The 17,555-nt window shown below is 69.5% G+C and carries 10 protein-coding genes; 8 read left to right on the top strand and 2 right to left on the bottom strand.

Going from position 1 to position 17,555, the window contains the following annotated elements; translation table 11 throughout:
* The first annotated feature begins 28 nt into the window (after positions 1–28).
* The 4 genes from ACF08N_RS04805 to ACF08N_RS04790 all read left to right on the top strand — a co-directional run bounded on the left by ACF08N_RS04805 (position 29) and on the right by ACF08N_RS04790 (position 5,921).
* A complete protein-coding gene (locus tag ACF08N_RS04805) occupies positions 29–1,276 on the top strand; it encodes a MalY/PatB family protein (protein WP_392323152.1) in 1,248 nt (415 codons plus the stop codon).
* A 425-nt stretch (positions 1,277–1,701) separates the two neighbouring features.
* A complete protein-coding gene (locus tag ACF08N_RS04800; protein WP_392323151.1) occupies positions 1,702–3,993 on the top strand; it encodes an FdhF/YdeP family oxidoreductase in 2,292 nt (763 codons plus the stop codon).
* Between the two features lie 50 nt (positions 3,994–4,043).
* Positions 4,044–4,880: a formate dehydrogenase accessory sulfurtransferase FdhD gene (gene fdhD / locus ACF08N_RS04795; protein ID WP_392323150.1), complete on the top strand. Its 837-nt coding sequence runs from the start codon at positions 4,044–4,046 to the stop codon at positions 4,878–4,880.
* 111 nt (positions 4,881–4,991) lie between these two features.
* The gene (locus tag ACF08N_RS04790; RefSeq protein WP_392323149.1) at positions 4,992–5,921 is read left to right on the top strand and encodes a LysR family transcriptional regulator; all 930 of its coding nucleotides are present in this window, start codon (positions 4,992–4,994) and stop codon (positions 5,919–5,921) included.
* A gap of 83 nt (positions 5,922–6,004) precedes the next feature.
* Here ACF08N_RS04790 and ACF08N_RS04785 read toward each other — a convergent pair whose 3' ends face one another.
* The gene (locus ACF08N_RS04785) at positions 6,005–8,125 is read right to left on the bottom strand and encodes a PQQ-dependent sugar dehydrogenase (protein ID WP_392323148.1); all 2,121 of its coding nucleotides are present in this window, start codon (positions 8,123–8,125) and stop codon (positions 6,005–6,007) included.
* Positions 8,126–8,451: 326 nt separating this feature from the next.
* Positions 8,452–11,775: a LamG-like jellyroll fold domain-containing protein gene (locus ACF08N_RS04780; protein WP_392323147.1), complete on the bottom strand. Its 3,324-nt coding sequence runs from the start codon at positions 11,773–11,775 to the stop codon at positions 8,452–8,454.
* 583 nt (positions 11,776–12,358) lie between these two features.
* Between ACF08N_RS04780 and ACF08N_RS04775 the strand changes: the two genes are divergently transcribed.
* The 4 genes from ACF08N_RS04775 (at position 12,359) to ACF08N_RS04760 (ending at position 17,460) form a co-directional block, all read left to right on the top strand.
* Positions 12,359–13,444 (top strand): ABC transporter substrate-binding protein, encoded by a 1,086-nt coding sequence (locus tag ACF08N_RS04775; protein ID WP_392323146.1) that lies wholly within the window; start codon positions 12,359–12,361, stop codon positions 13,442–13,444.
* Positions 13,445–13,619: 175 nt separating this feature from the next.
* Entirely contained in the window at positions 13,620–15,440 is a 1,821-nt protein-coding gene (locus tag ACF08N_RS04770; RefSeq protein WP_392323145.1) for a sugar ABC transporter ATP-binding protein, read from the top strand.
* On the top strand, positions 15,437–16,408 hold the full coding sequence (locus tag ACF08N_RS04765; protein ID WP_392323144.1) for an ABC transporter permease: 972 nt from the start codon (positions 15,437–15,439) through the stop codon (positions 16,406–16,408). The genes ACF08N_RS04770 and ACF08N_RS04765 overlap by 4 nt, the downstream gene beginning before the upstream one ends.
* Positions 16,405–17,460: an ABC transporter permease gene (locus ACF08N_RS04760; RefSeq protein WP_392323143.1), complete on the top strand. Its 1,056-nt coding sequence runs from the start codon at positions 16,405–16,407 to the stop codon at positions 17,458–17,460. The genes ACF08N_RS04765 and ACF08N_RS04760 overlap by 4 nt, the downstream gene beginning before the upstream one ends.
* Positions 17,461–17,555: the final 95 nt, after the last annotated feature.

The following is a 17,555-nucleotide window of genomic DNA, read 5'->3' as shown; positions in this document are numbered from 1 at the left end:
TGCCCTCTGTGATGGCTAGCATCCAGCCATGGCAACCGACAGCACCCCCCTCGACCGTGCGCCACACGACGTCACCACGGGAACGGCAGGTTCGATCTTCGACACCGTCGTGGACCGCAAGAACTCCAATTCGATGAAGTGGGCCTACGCCCATCAGCTCCTCACGGCCGACGAGGCCGCGGCCGACCCGCTGCCGATGTGGGTCGCCGACACCGACTTCAAGGCTCCCCAGGCCGTGATCGACGCGCTTCACGAGGCCGTGGACCACGGCGTCTTCGGATATCCCGGCGGCACCACCGAGAGCTACCTCGACGCCGTGACCGGCTGGCAGGCCAAGCGGTTCGGCTGGGAAGTGCCGCCTGAGTGGGTGCTGCAGACCGCAGGCGTCATCACCACGCTCAAGACCGCCGTGCAGGCATTCTCCGCGCCGGGCGACTCAGTCCTGATCCAGCCGCCGGTCTACGCCCACTTCCACAACGACGTCCTGCTCAACGGTCGGCATCTCGCGTTCGCGCCGCTGGTGCGGACCGACGACGGCTATCGCTTCGATGCCCGGACGTTCGAGGCCGCGATCCGGCCCGACACCAAGCTGTTCATCCTCAGCCACCCCCACAACCCCACGGGCAACGTCTGGACCGAGGACGAACTGAGGACTATGGGTGAGATCTGCGCCCGGCACGGAGTCCTGGTCATCTCCGATGAGATCCACCAGGACCTCATCGTCAACGTGGACAAGAAGCACATCCCGTTCGCCTCTCTCGGCGGGGAGTTCGCACGGAACAGCATCACCTGCACGGCCCCCAGCAAGACGTTCAACCTCCCCGGTCTGCAGAGTGCCAACGTGTTCGTGCCCGACCCGAGGCTACGCGAGGAACTGGCCCGCCAGTACGAGCGGAACGTGTTCCCGCTGGTCAACGTGCTGGGCATGGTCGCCGCCGAGGCCGCCTACACGCACGGCGAGCCGTGGCTGGAGGAGATGCTCACCTACCTGCGCGACAACCACACGCACTTCGCGCAGGCGGTCAACTCCGCCACCTCCAAGGTGCGAGTGCTGCCGGCCAACTCCCTCTACTTGGCGTGGATGGACTGCCGAGCCCTCGGGATGGACGCCGAGTCCCTGGACAAGTTCATGCTCACCAGGGCGCGCCTGTGGCTGGACAAGGGCCAGAAGTTCGGGATCGAGGGCCACGGCTACATGCGGGTGAACCTGGGCTGCCCTCGCTCCACAGTTGACGAAGCCACTCGGCGGCTGCTCACGGCCGTCGAGGGTCTGTGAGCCAGTTTCGTTCGGATCCGGAGTACGAGGCATGCCCGCCCGGGACGTACATCCCGGGCGCCGGCCGCCGGGGCCGCGCACGCCCCGATGGCGCGACGCCGGTCCTCGGACAGGCACCGCCGTTCAGAAAGCCGACGTCGGCTCTGGGAGCCGGCTGCGGGATCGCCGGTCGGGGCACGCGGGAAGCGGCGTGATAAGCGGCACCTATCGGTTGATCGAAAGGCCCTCTTTGACTTCTCCCGGGGGGCGGCGGAAGCTGCTCCCGCAGCGGGAGTCAGGCGTTCCGGGACGGGGACGACACAGGAGAGTGTTTCGGTGCACGAGCACGGGTCGTCGACAGGGAAACGCGCTGCCGCTTTCGGTCCGCACCTCGCGTGAGGCCGCACCCGCGCAACGGCGCACGGCAGAAAGAGGCAGACGAGATCATGAGCAGCATCGAGGACCCGAGCGACGACCTGTCGGTCACCCCGCCCAAGACCTGGGCGACGGGGGTGCCCGGGGTGGCGCACGCGCTGGAGTACTCCCTGGGGCAGACATCCGTACGGCGCACCGCGTTGACGCTGCTGAACATCAACCAGACCAAGGGCTTCGACTGCCCGGGCTGCGCCTGGCCGGAGCCCGCGCCGGGCAAGCGGCACATGAACGAGTACTGCGAGAACGGTGCCAAGCACATCGCCGACGAGGCCACCTCGCGGCGGGTCACCGCCGACTTCTTTCGCGAGCACTCGATCGCCGAGCTGGGCGGCAGGTCCGACTACTGGCTCAACCAGCAGGGCCGGCTGACCGAGCCGATGGTCAAGCGGCCGGGTGCGACGCATTACGAACCCATCGGCTGGGACGAGGCGTTCGACCTGCTCGCCGACGAACTGCGCCGCCTCGACTCACCGGACGAGGCCCTGTTCTACACCTCGGGCCGGCTCAACAACGAGGCGGCGTTCCTCCTCCAGCTGTTCGCCCGCGCGTTCGGTACGAACAACCTGCCGGACTGCTCCAACATGTGCCACGAGTCCAGTGGTTTCGCGCTGAAGGAGACGCTGGGCATCGGCAAGGGCAGTGTGTCGCTGGACGACATCCACAACGCCGACCTGATCTTCGTGGTGGGGCAGAACCCGGGCACCAACCACCCCCGGATGCTGTCAGCGCTGGAGGAGACGAAGCGCAACGGCGGCCAGGTGGTGGCGGTCAACACGCTGCCCGAGGCCGGGCTGATGCGGTTCAAGCACCCGCAGAAGGCACGCGGTGTGATCGGCCGGGGCACCGCGATCGCCGACCAGTTCCTCCACATACGCGCCGGCGGCGACCTCGCCCTCTTCCAGGCGCTGAACCTGCTGCTGCTCCAGGCCGAGGACGCCGCGCCGGGCACTGTCCTCGACCACTCCTTCATCCGGTCCGACACCACCGGTTTCGAAGCGTTCGCCGAGCACGCCCGCAAGACCTCCTGGGACGACGTGCTGGCCGCGACCGGCCTGACCCGCGCCGAGATCGAGCAGGTCCACCAGCGGGTCCTGGGCAGCAAGAAGATCATCGTCTGCTGGGCGATGGGACTGACCCAGCAGAAGCACGGTGTGCCCACCATTCGCGAGGTCGTCAACTTCCTGCTGCTGCGCGGCAACATCGGTCGGCCCGGCGCGGGCGTGTGCCCGGTGCGCGGCCACAGCAATGTGCAGGGTGACCGCACCATGGGCGTGTGGGAGCAGATGCCGCAGGCATTCCTCGACGCGCTCGGCCGGGAGTTCGGCTTCACCCCGCCCGCACACCACGGCCTGGACGCCGTCAACTCCATCCGCGCCATGCGGGACGGCAAGGCCGCCTTCTTCCTCGGTGTCGCCGGCAACTTCGTCCGCGCCACACCCGACAGTGATGTCACCGAGCGGGCACTGCGCAGCTGCCGGCTGACCGCGCAGATCTCCACCAAGCTCAACCGCTCCCACACCGTCTGCGGCGAGACCGCCCTCATCCTGCCCACCCTGGGCCGCAGCGACCGCGACATCCAGGAAAGCGGCGAGCAGTTCGTCACCGTCGAGGACTCCATGAGCGAGGTCCACGCCTCGCGCGGCCGTCTCGCCCCCGCGTCCCCGCACCTGCTCAGTGAAGTGGCGATCATCGCCCGGCTGGCCGGACGCACCCTGGGCGACCGGACGTCCATTCCCTGGGAGCAGTTCGAGCGCGACTACAGCACCATCCGTGACCGTATCGCCCGCGTCATCCCCGGCTTCGAGGACTTCAACGCCCGCGTCGACAGGCCCGGCGGGTTCGTCCTGCCCAACCCCGTCAACCAGGGCGTCTACCCCACCCCCAGCGGCAAGGCCGTCTTCACGCGCAACGAGTTCGCGATGCTGGAGGCCCCCGCGGGGCACCTCATCCTGCAGACCCTACGTTCCCACGACCAGTGGAACACCGTTCCCTACGCCATGAACGACCGCTACCGCGGCATCCACAACGCCCGTCGTGTCGTCCTGGTCAACCCCGCCGACCTGTCCGCCCTCGGCTTCGCCGACCGCGACCTGGTCGACCTCGTCGGCGTCTGGAACGACGGCATCGAACGCCGCGCCCCCGGCTTCCGGGTGGTGGCGTACCCCACCAGCCCCGGCTCCGCCGCCGCCTACTACCCCGAAACCAACGTCCTCGTCCCCCTGGACAGCGTCGCCGACTTCAGCAACTGCCCCACCTCCAAGGGCGTCGTGGTGCGCCTGGAGCCGGCCCGCACCTCTGACTGAACCAACGAGCGGAAGGATCCGGAGCGCGGCTCCGGGGAGGGGAGCAGACGATGGGGCGAGTGACCGTACGACGGAGGGTGCTGCGTGTGCGCGACGGGGCGTCCTCGCATCGCCCGGACACCCTGGCCGCCGAGGAGCCGATGGAGATCCGCGTCGGCGGGCGCCCGCTCGCCGTGACCATGCGCACGCCGGGTGACGACTTCGACCTCGCGGCCGGGTTCCTGGTGAGCGAGGGCGTGGTGCACGGTGGGGACGACGTGGCCGGGATCCGCTACTGTGCGGGCGCCACGGCCGACGGCGGAAACACCTACAACGTGGTGGACGTCGCCCTGGCCCACGGCGTGGCCGCTCCCGACGCGTCGCTGGAGCGGAACTTCTACACCACGTCCTCGTGCGGGCTCTGCGGCAAGGCCGGCCTGGACGCGGTGCGCACCACGGCGGCGTGGTCCGTCGCCGACGATCCGCTGCGCATAGGGCCGGAGGGACTGACGGCCCTCCCCGACCGGCTGCGGGCTGCCCAGCGGGTGTTCGACAGCACCGGCGGGCTGCACGCCGCCGGACTCTTCACGGCCGACGGCGAGCTGCTGTGCCTGCGAGAGGACGTCGGTCGGCACAACGCCGTGGACAAGGTCGTCGGCCACGCCCTGCGATCCGGACTGCTGCCCCTGCGCGGGACGGTGCTGATGGTCAGCGGCCGGGCCTCCTTCGAGCTGGTGCAGAAGGCGGTGATGGCGGGAATCCCGATGCTGGCCGCCGTCTCCGCACCGTCCTCGCTCGCCGTGGACCTGGCCGCGGAAAGCGGCCTGACCCTGGTCGGTTTCCTGCGCGGCACCTCGATGAACGTCTACACCGGCGCCGAGCGCCTGCACCCCCTGCCCGTGGCCTGACCCACCCGCGGGGCCGCGGAAGGGGCGGCAGCGAGTGCCGGGGCGCGCCCGGCGCCACGACGGGCGGCGGCCCGACTGGCGTTCCGACGAGCGGTCGGGTAGACCCATGACGTGCTGTTTCGCCAACTGGAATACCTGCTGGCGCTCTCCCGGGAGCGCCATTTCGCCCGCGCCGCCCAGGCCTGCTACGTCTCCCAGCCCGCGCTCTCCGAGGCGATCCGGAAGCTGGAGGAAGAGCTGGACGTACCTCTGGTCCGGCGCGGCCGGAAGTACGAGGGCCTCACTCCCGAGGGCGAGCGCATCGTGGTGTGGGCGCAGCGGATCCTGGCGGACCGCGACGCCCTCAAGGACGAGGTCGGCGCACTGCGCACCGGACTGAGCGGCAGGATGCGGATCGGCTCGGTCCCGACCGCATCAGGCGCCGTGTCCCTGCTGACCGCCCCGTTCTGCGCGGCGCACCCGCTGGTCACCGTGGAGGTCATCGCGGACCTCCAGTCGGAGGACATCCTCCGCCAGCTCCAGAATTTCGAGCTCGACGCCGGAATCACCTATCTGCACAAGGGTCTTTCGGAGGGTTTCCGGTCGGTCCCGCTGTACCAGGAGCGGTATGTGCTGCTGACGAACGCCGCCGACGGCTTCGTCCATAAGACTACGGCGACCTGGGCGGAGGCGTCGCGGCTGCCGCTGTGCCTGCTGATCGGGGCCATGCAGGGGCGCAAGGTGCTGGACGAGGTGTTCGCCGAGGCGGGGCTGCGGCCGTCGCCCCGGGTCGAAACCGATTCGGTGGCCGCCCTGTTCGCCCACGTCAGGACCGGCCGGTGGGCCAGTGTCGTGCCGCACACCTGGCTGCATGTCTTCGGCGTCCCGCACGGCATGCGGGCGGTGCCGCTGGTCGAGCCCGCCCGGACGGTGCCGGTCGGGCTGGTGACCACGGCCCGGGAGCCGGGGCCGGTGATGGCCCGCGCCCTGACGGACATCGCCCGGAGCACCGATGTCGCCGCCGCACTGGAACGCGTCCCGGGGGATTCCGGGCCTCAGTAGTGACCCAGGAGGAGCCGAGTGGGGACGGCGACGGGGCGCCACCCCCCACGGATGGCGCCCCGCCCCTGTGTCTCCGCCGCCGGTCAGCCGGCCGGCGTCAGCGCGACCTCGGCGCTGCCCGAGAGGGCCGGCAGGCCGTCCGGGGGTGAGTCCTTGTAGGTGGCGTTGAAGACCGCCTTCAGGTTGCTCGAACCGGCGTGACCGCCGTCCACGAACGTCTTGAACGATCCGGAACAGCCGTTGCTCGACGACAGCGGATGCCCGTGCGTGTCGTGGCCGAGGATGAACGAGACGGTGACCTTCGAGCAGTCCACCGCCTGGTCGTCGGTGACGGCGACCTTCCAGGTGACCGTGTCGCCCCAGTGGAACGCCGTGCCGCCGTGCGGAGCCGGGTCGGTCGTGAGCGACACCACCGGCGCCTTGTTGCCGACGACGACCGGAACCGAGGCGGAGGCCGAGCGGCCGGTGCTGTCGGTGACCTTCAGCGTGGCGTCGAAGACGGCGTTCTTGGTGAACGTGTGCTTCGGATCGGCCTCCGTGGAGTCCACGGTGCCGTCGGCATCGAAGTCCCACGCGTAGCTGAGGGCGTCACCGTCGGCGTCCTTCGTGCCCGCGCTGGAGAACCGGACCGTCAGCGGACCGGTGCCGTTGGTCACGTCCGCGGCGACCTTGGGCTCCGGGGTGCGGTTGCCCCGCGTGAAGTCGACGCGGGAGAGCTGCGCCTCGGGCAGTTCCGCGAAGTAGCCGGTGCCGTACTCGAGGACGTACAGCGCACCGTCCGGGCCGAATTCGGCGTCGATCGGGCCGTCCGTCCTGATCGACGGGATCGCGTCCTCGATCTTCTCGACCTCGTTGTTCCGGCCGAGGGTGATGGCCTTCATCTGGTCGCGGGTCCACTCGTAGAAGAGCGGCTTGCCGTCGAAGTAGTCGGGCCAGCGGTTCTCGGCCGTGTTCTTCCTGTCGTAGCGGTACGCCGGCCCGCCCATGGGGCCGATGCCGCCCGTGCCGAGCTCCGGGAACGCCGCGGAGGCACCGTAGCCGTAGACGATCTCGGCGTCCGTGACCGGCGCCAGCTCGCTCAGGCCGGTGTTGTGGCGCGAGTCGTTGACCGGCTTGGCGCAGTCGAAGGCGCCGTTCGACTTCTTGGCGGCGAAGTCGTAGTCGTGGTACGGCATGTCCTGGGTCACGCAGAAGGGCCAGCCGTAGTTCGCGGGGCGGTCGATGACCATCCAGCGGCCCTGGCCGCCGGGGCCGCGGTCGGGGTTCGCGTTGCGGGCGTCGGGCGAGTAGTCGCCCACGTAGACCTCGCCGGTCTTGTCGTCCACCCCGAAGCGGAACGGGTTGCGCAGACCCATGGCGTAGATCTCGGGACGGGTCTTCGGCGTGCCGGGCGCGAAGAGGTTGCCGTCCGGGACCACGTAGCCGCCGTCGCGCTTCACCTTGATGCGCAGGACCTTGCCGCGCAGGTCGTTGCTGTTGCCGGAGGTGCGCCGCGCGTCGTAGACCGGGTTGCGGTCCGGGCGGTCGTCGACCGGTGTGTAGCCGTCGGAGGCGAACGGGTTGGAGTCGTCACCGGTCGACAGGAACAGGTTGCCCTTGTGGTCGAAGTCGATCTTGCCGCCGACGTGGCAGCAGATGCCGCGGTCGGCCGGGACGTCGAGGATCTTCTGCTCGGTGGCGAAGTCGAGCTTGTTGCCTTCGAGCTTGAACCGCGACAGCCGGGTGACGCCCTTGTAGGCGGCGAAGTCCTCGGGCGTGCCGTACTCCGGCGCGTCCCCCTCGTTGACGCCCGGGGTGGCCGGGTTGTCCATGGGGGTGTCGAGGCGGGGCGAGTAGTAGAGGTAGACCCAGTGGTTCCTGCTGAAGTCGGGGTCGACGGCGATGCCCTGCACGCCCTCCTCGTCGTGCTGGTAGAGCCCTGCGGGGCTCTTCTTCATGTCGGCGGCGAGGAAGTTCACGCCGCTCTTCGGGTCGTGGATCCGCACCTCTCCTGTGCGCGCCGTGTGCAGCACCCGCAGGTCGGGCAGGACGGAGAGGGCCATGGGCTCGCCCGGGCGGTCGTTGAGGGTGACCTTCTGGAAGGCCGACGCGGCCGGCGGCGCCGGGTCCGACTCGGCGGCTTGGACAGCGGACACGGGCACCAGCCCGACTGTCCCGGAGAGCGCCACCGCCCCCACGAAGTTGACTATCCGTCTGTTGCGCACTCAGAACTCCTTTGGCTCTGGTTGTCGGCCACAACGCATAGGGGTGGCTAGCCCCCTGGCCGGTGCAGGGGTGAAAACCCGTGCGGAGAGAGTCGTTTGGACGCTAGAGCGCGCACTTTCCACACGTCAAGGATGAAGTTTGAACTTTCTCGGAGAAAGACTGCTTGGATTCTGGGTACTTGGCCGTGGAGCCGAGAGAACATTCCGCATGATTGGTACGAGGACGACCACATCGACCGTTCGGCAGGCGGCTCCCCCGGGCACGCGAATCCCCCGGCGAACGGACCGTCGGCCGCTCGCCGGGGGATCTCCTGGTGCGCTCAGGACTACGGCTTCTCCTGGGCGTGCAGCGCGCTCACCTCCTCGGCGGTGAGTGCCTTGTCGAAGGCGTGGACCTGGTCGATCGCTCCGTTCCAGAAGTCGACGTTCCCGCCGTTCCACCGGGCGCGGCCGACGGAGAGGGGGCCGGTGCTGACGTCGGCCGGGCCGGGTGCGGCCGTCGCGACGAGCTTGCCGTCGACGTACAGCCTGATGTCGTTGCTCGCCGTGTCGCGCACACCGACGAGGTGGTACCAGCGGCCCGGTTCGGGCGTGGTCTCCAGGCGGGCTCGGTGGCCGCCGGGCGTGCTGAAGGCGAAGGCACCCTGCCCGTACTGCAGATAGAACGGGTTCTCCTGGCGCCGGCCGTCCTGGCTGACGGCGGTCGCGTAGTTGCCGGGGAGGGCATCCAGCGTGACCCAGGCCGCGACGGAGTAGCTCTTGGTGGTGTCGAGCACCGGGCCGTCGGTCTCGGCGTACTGGCCCTGGCCGTTGAACCTCAGTGCGCTGCCCTTGACGCCGGAGGTCCAGGCGGTGCCATCGGTGAGCTCCAGGGGCTTGTCGTTGGGGCCGGCGTCGCCGGCGGTGCTGCCCTTGCCCTCGTCGAGGGCCCAGTGACCGCCGCCCTTCAGCTCGTCCCGGTCACCGGCGGCGGCGCCGGCCGCGATGACCTTGCGGTTGATCTCCCGCACCCTGACCGGATCGACCTTGATCTCCCGGCGGTCGTACGTGTAGAGACCGTTCAGTTCGTTCTCCAGGTCGGAGATCTGGGTGTACACCGAGCCGGAGAGCTCGGCCCCGGCCGCCTCGAGGTAGAACTTCTCGGTGTTCTCGACGTACTTGCGGGTCAGCGCCTCCTTGTCGGCGACGCCGCTGTAGATCACCGTCGGGGCACCCGGCCACATGTGGCCGGGGGTGCGGAGGGTGAAGCCGCCGTGTTCGCCGTCCATGGCGGCGCGGTGGTCGGGGAACGGGGCGTCGGTGTTGTTGTAGTCGTGGTGGTCGATGATGTCGCCCTTGCCCGAGTCGCCCTTGGAATTACAGCAGTTGACACCGCTGTGGGCGTTGACGACGCGGGACGGGTCGGCGGCCTTGACGGACTCGGCGATGCGGCCGGTCTCTTCGCGGTCCCACTCGCCCCAGCCCTCGTTGAAGACGATCCAGCCGATGACGGAGGGCGCGTTGTGATGCTGTCGCATCATCTCCCGGCCCTGGTCGACGAAGGCCTTCCGGCCGGTCTCGTTCGTGATGTTCCCGGAGACGAAGTCCTGCCAGACCAGCAGGCCGAGTCTGTCCGCGTGGTAGAACCAGCGGGGCGACTCCACCTTGATGTGCTTGCGCACCGCGTTGAAGCCGAGCTTCTTGTGCGCTTCGAGGTCGAACGCGAGGGCCTGGTCGCTGGGCGGGGTGTACAGGCCGTCGGGCCAGAATCCCTGGTCGAGCGTGGCGAGGGAGAAGACCGGCTTTCCGTTGAGCACCAGCTTCTGGAAGCCGCCGACCTTCTCGATCCCGATCTTCCGCATCCCGAAGTAGCTGTCGATGCTGTCGGTCGACCTGCCGTCGGTCAGCGTGACGTCGAGGTCGTAGAGGTACGGGTCGTCGGGGCTCCACAGGTGCTGATCGGCCACCGGCAGGCGCAGCTTGCTGTTGGCCGGCCCGCTGATCCTGCCGACGACCTTGCCGCGGGCGTCGCGGGCGACGGCCTCGACACGGGCGGTCGAGGAGGCGTCGTCGGACTCGACGGTCACCGCCAGGCTGCTGGTGTCGACGTCGGGTGTCGTGACGACGTTGTCAATGGAGGCGTCGGCGACGGGCTCCATCCAGACCGTCTGCCAGATGCCCGACGACTGCGTGTAGAAGATGCCGCTCGGGTGGGTGGACTGCTTGCCCATCGGCTGGTTCGCGCCGCCGGTGTCGGTGACCGCGACCACGACCTCCTGCGGTCCGCTGCCCTTGAGCGCGTCGGTGACGTCGGCGCTGAAGCCGGTGTAGCCGCCGGTGTGCCGGGCGACCTGCTCGCCGTTCACCCAGACGCGGGCCTGGTAGTCGACGGCACCGAAGTTGAGCTTGAGCCGGTTGCCCTTGCCGACCTTCCAGTCCCGGGGCACGGTGACGAGCCTGCGGTAGAACATGTGGTCCTCGTGCCGCTCGAGACCGGACAGCTGCGACTCGACCGGGAAGGGCACGACGATCTTCTCGTCGAGATCCTTGCCGAAGACCGGCTGCTCGCCCGCTTCGGCGCCGCTGAACTGCCACGGGCCGTTGAGGTTCTGCCACTTGCCGCGCACCTGCTGCGGACGGGGGTACTCCGGCAGCGGATGGTTCTCGTCGAGCTTGTCGCCCCACTCGGTGGTGAGCCGGTGGACGGAGGCGTTCCGCGCCGAGCGGATGATCCGCGGCACGGTCTCGTCGCCGGACTTGAGGCCGCCTGCGCCGTCGTACGTGACTCGGACCTGCTGGTTCTTCTGGATCGGTTCCGCGAGCGTGACGATCAGGGAGGCCGGGTCGCCGGGGTCGACCGCGACCGACCTGATCGGCATGGCCGTCGTGTCGGCCTCGATCTTCAGATGGTCCTCGACCGTCTCGATGTCACTGACGCTGTTCTCGAACCGTGCCCGCAGCCGCCGTCCGTCCTCTGCGACGGACAGCTCCACCGGGTAGACCTCGAAGTCGGCCGGCGGGGTGAACGCCGACTCGGGCACGAGTTGCTTGGGCATCGTCGGAGTCGACCAGCGAAGGAACATGTTCGCCCCGCCGAAGTCCTGGAACATCTCCAGGCGGAAGTCGTACGTCTGACCGGCGGTCAGCCTGACCGGCGCGCTGGTCTGCTCCTTGTCCCAGTCGGGCTCCCAGTGGTCGATGACCGGCCTGCCGTCGACGAACAGCCGGAAGCCGTTGTCGCCGATGCCGTAGAACGTGTAGTCACCGGTGGCCGGCGCCTCGATCCGGCCTGTCCAGCGGGCGGTTGTGTGCTCGGTGCGCCCGGTCAGCTCCTCGAAGGTGCTCGTCAGACCGGAGAAGTTGATCTGGGGATCGAGCACCGTGCCGCCGAGTTCGGCGAAGTCCCGGGCACCCGGCGCCGACATCCTGAAGTACTCGCCCTTCAGGCCGTGCACCTCGATGGCGGCGTCCTCGGAGGCGGTGTTCTGGGGAGCGATGTTCTTGGGGGCGGCGTTCCGGGAGCCGGCGTTCTCGGCGGAGAGGGCGGACGCGCTGCCGGTCGGCTCTGCGGCCGACGCCGTGGAGACCAGGCTGCTCGTCGGCAGCACCAGGGCGGCCGCGGTCAGCAGCGCCCACACTCTCGCTCGCGGACGGGTGTGTTGTCTTGTCATCGCAATCTTTCCTCGCACAGAGGGGATCAGGAGCCGGATCTGGGAGGGGGCGGAAACTGCTGGAGGGCGCCGGCGAGGTGCTGTGTTCGCTTGAGGCCCTGACGTCTGGCGGGTCACCGGCACACTCGGGCGAACGGACTCCGACCGGAGGCGTACCGGATCGGCAGGACGCCGGCCCGGGAGCGGCCGGACAGCGGCCGGACCACAACCGCCAACGATCGTTCCAACGTTGGAAACTGGGTGCAGCGGAATGACAGCACGCCGCCCGGCGGCTGTCCAGACCCCGCACACAGACTCGTCTGACGTGACGTCAACGACCGTTCATGATCGGCGAGTCACGACTCCGGACCCGTTCCCGAAACGTCGCACCGCACCCTTGCCGCCCGCACCCAGGCAGCGTTATAACGTTGTAAAGACGGAGCCCCCGACCTGCCGTACGGAGGCTTCCAGAGGCGTACTCCCCAGGTCAGAGCCGCACTTGACCCTCTTGTCGGACATCCGGAACAGGCATGGCTCTGCCACCCACCCCGCCCGACCGCACGCCACTCGGCGGTGCTGTCCCCCCGCCTAGGAGTGTCTTCAGATGACCCTTCCGATGAGATCCCGCACGCTCGCTGTCGCCTGCTCGGTCGCCGCCACCGCGACTTTGGCCCTGTCCGGCTGCGCCAAGCCGGAGACCTCGGACAACGCCGGCGGCGACAGCAGCCAGGCGGCCCAGGCCGTCCAGACCCCCGCGGCCTCCTCGGGCCCCGGCTGCACGCTCGAGACCTACGGCGCTCCCAAGCTCGACCTGAAGAACGCCGTCGTGGGCTTCTCCCAGTCCGAGAAGGAGGCCAACCCCTTCCGGATCGCCGAGACGCAGTCCATCAAGGACGAGGCCGCCAAGGTCGGTGTGAAGAAGCTCCTCACCACCAACGCCCAGTCGCAGCTGTCGAAGCAGATCAGCGACATCCAGGACATGCTCGCCCAGGGCGCGCAGTTCCTCATCGTCGCGCCGCTCAACTCGGACGGACTGGAGCCCGCCTTCCAGGCCGCCGCGGCGAAGAAGGTGCCCGTCCTCACCATCGACCGCAAGGTCAACGCCACCGCCTGCAAGGACTATCTGGCCTTCCTCGGCTCGGACTTCGTCGAGCAGGGCAAGCGTGCGGCCGACGCCATGGTCGAGGCCACCGGCGGCAAGGGCAAGGTCGCCATCCTCCTCGGCTCCTCCGGCAACAGCGTCACCACCGACCGCACCAAGGGATTCGTCGACCAGGTCGGGGCCCAGGCCCCGGGGCTGGAGATCGTCGCCCAGCAGACCGGCGAATTCGCCCGTGACAAGGGCCAGCAGGTCATGGAGCAGCTCATCCAGTCCAAGCCCGACATCACGGCCGTCTACGCCGAGAACGACGAGATGGCACTCGGCGCCGTCACCGCCCTGAAGGCCGCCGGCAAGACCCCCGGCAAGGACGTCAAGATCGTCTCCATCGACGGCACGCGCAACGCCGTTCAGGCCCTCGCCAACGGCGAACTCAGCGCGGTCATCGAGTCCAACCCCCGCTTCGGCCCGCTCGCCTTCGCCACCGCCCAGAAGTTCTACGCCGGCGAGGAGATCCCGGAGAACGTCATCATCGCCGACCGCGCCTACGACGCGTCCAACGCCAAGGCCTCGATCGGCGGAGCCTACTGACCCTGGTCCCGCATTCGGGTCCTGCCTCTGAACCGGCCTGATCCGAACGGTACTTCCCGGCCCGCTCCGGGCCGCCACGGTGCTCCCTTCCCGTGGCGGCCCGGGCCCACGGTGGTCACTTCCCGTGCCGGCCGGGCCCCCGTCCCCAGCGATCCATCTCCGGAAGGCCACGTTCATGGCACCTCCCGAAGCGGCACCTCCCGAAGCGGCAGCGCCACAAGCCGCAGCGCCCGAAGCGGCAGCGCCCGCGGCGACCGGCACGCAGCCGGCCGCCGCGCCCACGGTGCTGGAGGCTCGCGGCGTCGGCAAACGCTTCCCCGGCGTGGTCGCCCTCGACGACGTCTCGTTCACCCTGCGCGCGGGTGAGACCCACGCGCTCGTCGGCGAGAACGGCGCGGGCAAGTCCACCCTGATCAAGGTACTCACCGGCGTCCACCGCCCGGACAAGGGCACACTGCTCCTGTCGGGACAGCCGGTGCACTTCGCCCGCCCCTTCGAGGCCCAGCAGGCCGGCATCTCCACGATCTACCAGGAGGTGAACCTGGTTCCGCTGATGAGCGTGGCGCGCAACATCTTCCTCGGCCGCGAGCCCAGGAACCGACTCGGGCTGATCGACTTCGCGCGCATGCACAGCGAGGCGGAAGGCCTCCTGGAAGGGTTCGGCGTCACCGTCGACCCACGCCGTCCGCTGAACACCCTGGGCGTCGGCACCCAGCAGATGGTCGCGCTGGCCCGTGCGGTGTCCGTCAGGGCCCAGGTGGTCGTCATGGACGAACCCACCTCGTCCCTGGAGCCGCGTGAGGTCGAGACCCTGTTCCGGGTCATCGGCGATCTGCGGCGGCAGAACATCGCCGTCGTCTATGTCAGCCACCGCATGGACGAGCTCTACCGCATATGCGACCGGGTCACCGTGCTCCGCGACGGCAAGCACATCCACACCGGCGACCTGGCCGGCCTCGACCGTATGCAGCTGGTGTCCATGATGCTCGGCAGGGAGGTCTCCGAGGTCCGCCGGCACGGCGTGACGAGCTTCGGCGAAGAGGTCCACGACATCGCGCAGGCGCCCGTCCTCAGCGCCACCGGTCTGGTCAGGAGGCACCAGTTGGACGACGTGTCGTTGAAACTCCACCCCGGCGAAGTGCTCGGCCTCGGGGGCCTTCTGGGGTCCGGCCGCAGCGAGACCGCCAAGGCGCTCGCCGGAGCCCTGCCGCTCGACGCGGGAGAGATCCGCATCAACGGCAGCCCGCTTGGCCGGTTCTCCTCCGCGAGCGCCATCCGTGCCGGCATCAGCCTCCTCCCCGAAGACCGGAAGGCCGAGGGCATCGTGCCCGGCCTCTCGGTCCGCGAGAACATCGTGCTCGCCGCGCTGCCCCGGCTCTCGCGCGCCGGCATCGTCTCGCGCAGGCGGCAGGACCGCATCGTCGACATCTTCATGCAGCGCCTGCGCATCAAGGCGTCGAGCCCCGAGCAGAAGGTCGGTGAACTCTCCGGCGGGAACCAGCAGAAGGTCCTCCTCGCCCGATGGCTGTGTCTCGAGCCGAAGGTACTGCTGCTCGACGAGCCCACGCGCGGCATCGACGTCGGCGCCAAGGCGGAGGTTCAGGGCCTCATCGACGAGCTCGCGCAAGAAGGGCTCGCCGTGCTGCTGATCTCCTCCGACATCGAGGAACTCGTCGAAGGGTCGGACCGGATCGTGGTGCTGCGGAGCGGGGCCACCGCGGGCGAACTGATCGGCGATCAGGTCTCGGAGGACGCCCTGCTCACCGTGCTCGCCGACCACTCCCCCGCCGTCGCCTCTCCGGTGACGGCCACCGACGCCGCTCCATCGGTGGCGGACACCGATGCCGACCCACCGGCGCCGGACAACGACGCCCCCGGCACCGCGGACACCGACGAAGCCACCGGCACCGACACGCACATCCCGGAGCCGGACCCGGCCCCAGCCCTGGCCCCGGACCCGGCCCGGACCGCGGCCGGCAAGGAGGACCACCGATGACCACCCAGGCCACCGCGGCACCTTCACGCGGCCTGTCACGGCCGAGCGGCGCCGCATGGTTCCAGGAGTACGGCGTGTACGCGGCGGTGGCCGCACTCCTGGTCTTCAACGCGGTGTTCACCGACCACTTCCTCACCGCCGACAACCTCCGCACCCAGCTGATCCAGGTGGCCCCGATCGTCATCGTGGCCCTCGGAATGGCGCTGGTCATCGGCACCGAAGGGGTGGACCTGTCGGTGGGTTCCGCCATGGCACTGGCGGCGGCGCTGCTGCCGCTGTACCTCGGCTACGGACTCGTGCCCGCCCTGCTCATCGCGCTCCTCGCCGGTGCCGTGGTCGGCGCCGTCAACGGCACCTTGGTGTCCGTGGTGGGGCTGCAACCGATCGTCGCCACACTCGCCCTGTTCGTCGGCGGGCGCGGACTCGCCCTCGTCATGGCGGACGGCCGGCTGAAGCAGATCACCAACCCCGACCTGTTGTCCCTCGGCACCGGCAGCCTCCTCGGCATCCCGCTGGTCGTCGTCATCGCCGCCGTACTGGCGCTCGCGGTGGCCTTCCTCGTGCACCGGACCACCTTCGGGCGGCAGGTGGTCGCGATCGGCGGCAACCGGTCCGCAGCAGCCCTGGCCGGCCTGCCCGTCAAGCGCGTCCTGACCGGCGTCTACATTCTGTGCGGTGTCCTCGCGGCACTGGCGGGCATTCTCGCCACCGCCCGGCTCACCGCCGCCGACCCGTCCTCGCTGGGCACCTTGATGGAACTGTCCGCGATCACCGCCGTGGTCGTGGGCGGGACCCCGCTCACCGGAGGCTCCATCCGCGTGCTCGGCACCGTCGCCGGAGCGCTGCTGATGCAGTTGCTGCGCGCCACGCTCGTCAAGCACGACCTGCCCGACTCCACTGCCCAGATAGCCCAGGCGGCCATCATCGTCGTCGCCGTCTACGTCGCACGGGAGCGCCGATCCCGATGAAACTCACCTCACCACTCGCCGCGTCCGGGGCAGGCACCCGTGCGTCCGCGCCTCTGGAGGGCGGAGCCGGCACGGAGCCCGCGGGGACCGACGCTTCCGGCAAGGAACGTCTCGCCTCGCTCGTCCAGCGTCAGGGTGTCCTCGCGGTCCTGCTCCTCGTCGTCCTCATCGCCTCGTTCGTCTACCCCACGTTCGCCACCCTGGACAACGCCCGCGGTGTGACCGTGCAGGCGTCCTTCCTCGCCATCGTGGCGCTGGGCATGACCCTGGTGATCATCACCGGCGGCATCGATCTGTCCGTCGGCTCGGTCTTCGCCCTCGGCGGTGTGCTGGCCGCGTGGGCCTCGCAGTGGGGCATCCTGCCGGCGCTGCTCGTACCGCTCCTGGTGTGCGGGGCGATCGGACTGCTCAACGGTCTACTCATCGCCCGTGCCGGGATGGCGCCCTTCATCGTCACCCTCGCGAGCCTGCTCGGGGCCCGCGGACTGCTGCTCGCGCTCACCGACGAAGGCGCCACCACCCATCTCGTCCCGAAGGACTCGGCGTTCGCGGCACTCGGCCAGGGCAGCATCTGGGGCTTCGGCCTCCCGATCCTGATCGCCCTCGTGCTCTTCGGCGCGGGCGGCCTGGTGCTGCAGCGCACCTCTTTCGGCCAGACCCTCTTCGCGGTGGGCGGGAGCAGCGACGCGGCCACCCTGATGGGGCTCCCCGTCGCCCGCGCCAAGATCCTGGTGTATCTGCTCAGCGGGCTCCTGGCCGGCCTCGCCGGAGCCGTCAACGCGGCACGGCTGTCCTCCGGCGTGACCATCATCGGCGCCGGGATGGAGCTCGACGCCATCGCCGCCGTGGTCATCGGCGGCACGCTCCTCGTCGGCGGTGCCGGATCCGTCAGCGGCACACTCTGGGGCGTACTCCTGCTCGCCGTGATCCAGAACCTCATCAACCAGATCGGCTCGCTCAACTCCTCCTACCAGTCCGTGGTCAGCGGCGGGTTCCTTATTCTCGTCGTGGTCGCGCAGCGGTACCTGGCCCACAGCCGAAGAGCCGCCTGACCCCGCCCGGATCCCGCGCGGACGCAGGACCGCCGGGACACCGGCGCACCACCCCAGGAACCCGGACAGCACCGGTCCGGGTCCCTGTCGAACAG

The organism is Streptomyces sp. NPDC015127, from assembly GCF_043080095.1.
GTDB lineage: Bacteria > Actinomycetota > Actinomycetes > Streptomycetales > Streptomycetaceae > Streptomyces.
The sequence above is the reverse complement of the archived record's forward strand: the minus strand, read 5'-3'. Positions and strand labels throughout refer to the sequence as shown.

Bases quoted from the DNA above. Each gene is read 5' to 3' on its own strand.
- fdhD (WP_392323150.1), top strand. From the start codon at position 4,044: ATGGGGCGAGTGACCGTACGACGGAGGGTGCTGCGTGTGCGCGACGGG.
- ACF08N_RS04770 (WP_392323145.1), top strand. From the start codon at position 13,620: ATGGCACCTCCCGAAGCGGCACCTCCCGAAGCGGCAGCGCCACAAGCC.
- ACF08N_RS04760 (WP_392323143.1), top strand. From the start codon at position 16,405: ATGAAACTCACCTCACCACTCGCCGCGTCCGGGGCAGGCACCCGTGCG.
- ACF08N_RS04775 (WP_392323146.1), top strand. From the start codon at position 12,359: ATGACCCTTCCGATGAGATCCCGCACGCTCGCTGTCGCCTGCTCGGTC.
- ACF08N_RS04780 (WP_392323147.1), bottom strand. From the start codon at position 11,775: ATGACAAGACAACACACCCGTCCGCGAGCGAGAGTGTGGGCGCTGCTG.
- ACF08N_RS04765 (WP_392323144.1), top strand. From the start codon at position 15,437: ATGACCACCCAGGCCACCGCGGCACCTTCACGCGGCCTGTCACGGCCG.
- ACF08N_RS04800 (WP_392323151.1), top strand. From the start codon at position 1,702: ATGAGCAGCATCGAGGACCCGAGCGACGACCTGTCGGTCACCCCGCCC.
- ACF08N_RS04805 (WP_392323152.1), top strand. From the start codon at position 29: ATGGCAACCGACAGCACCCCCCTCGACCGTGCGCCACACGACGTCACC.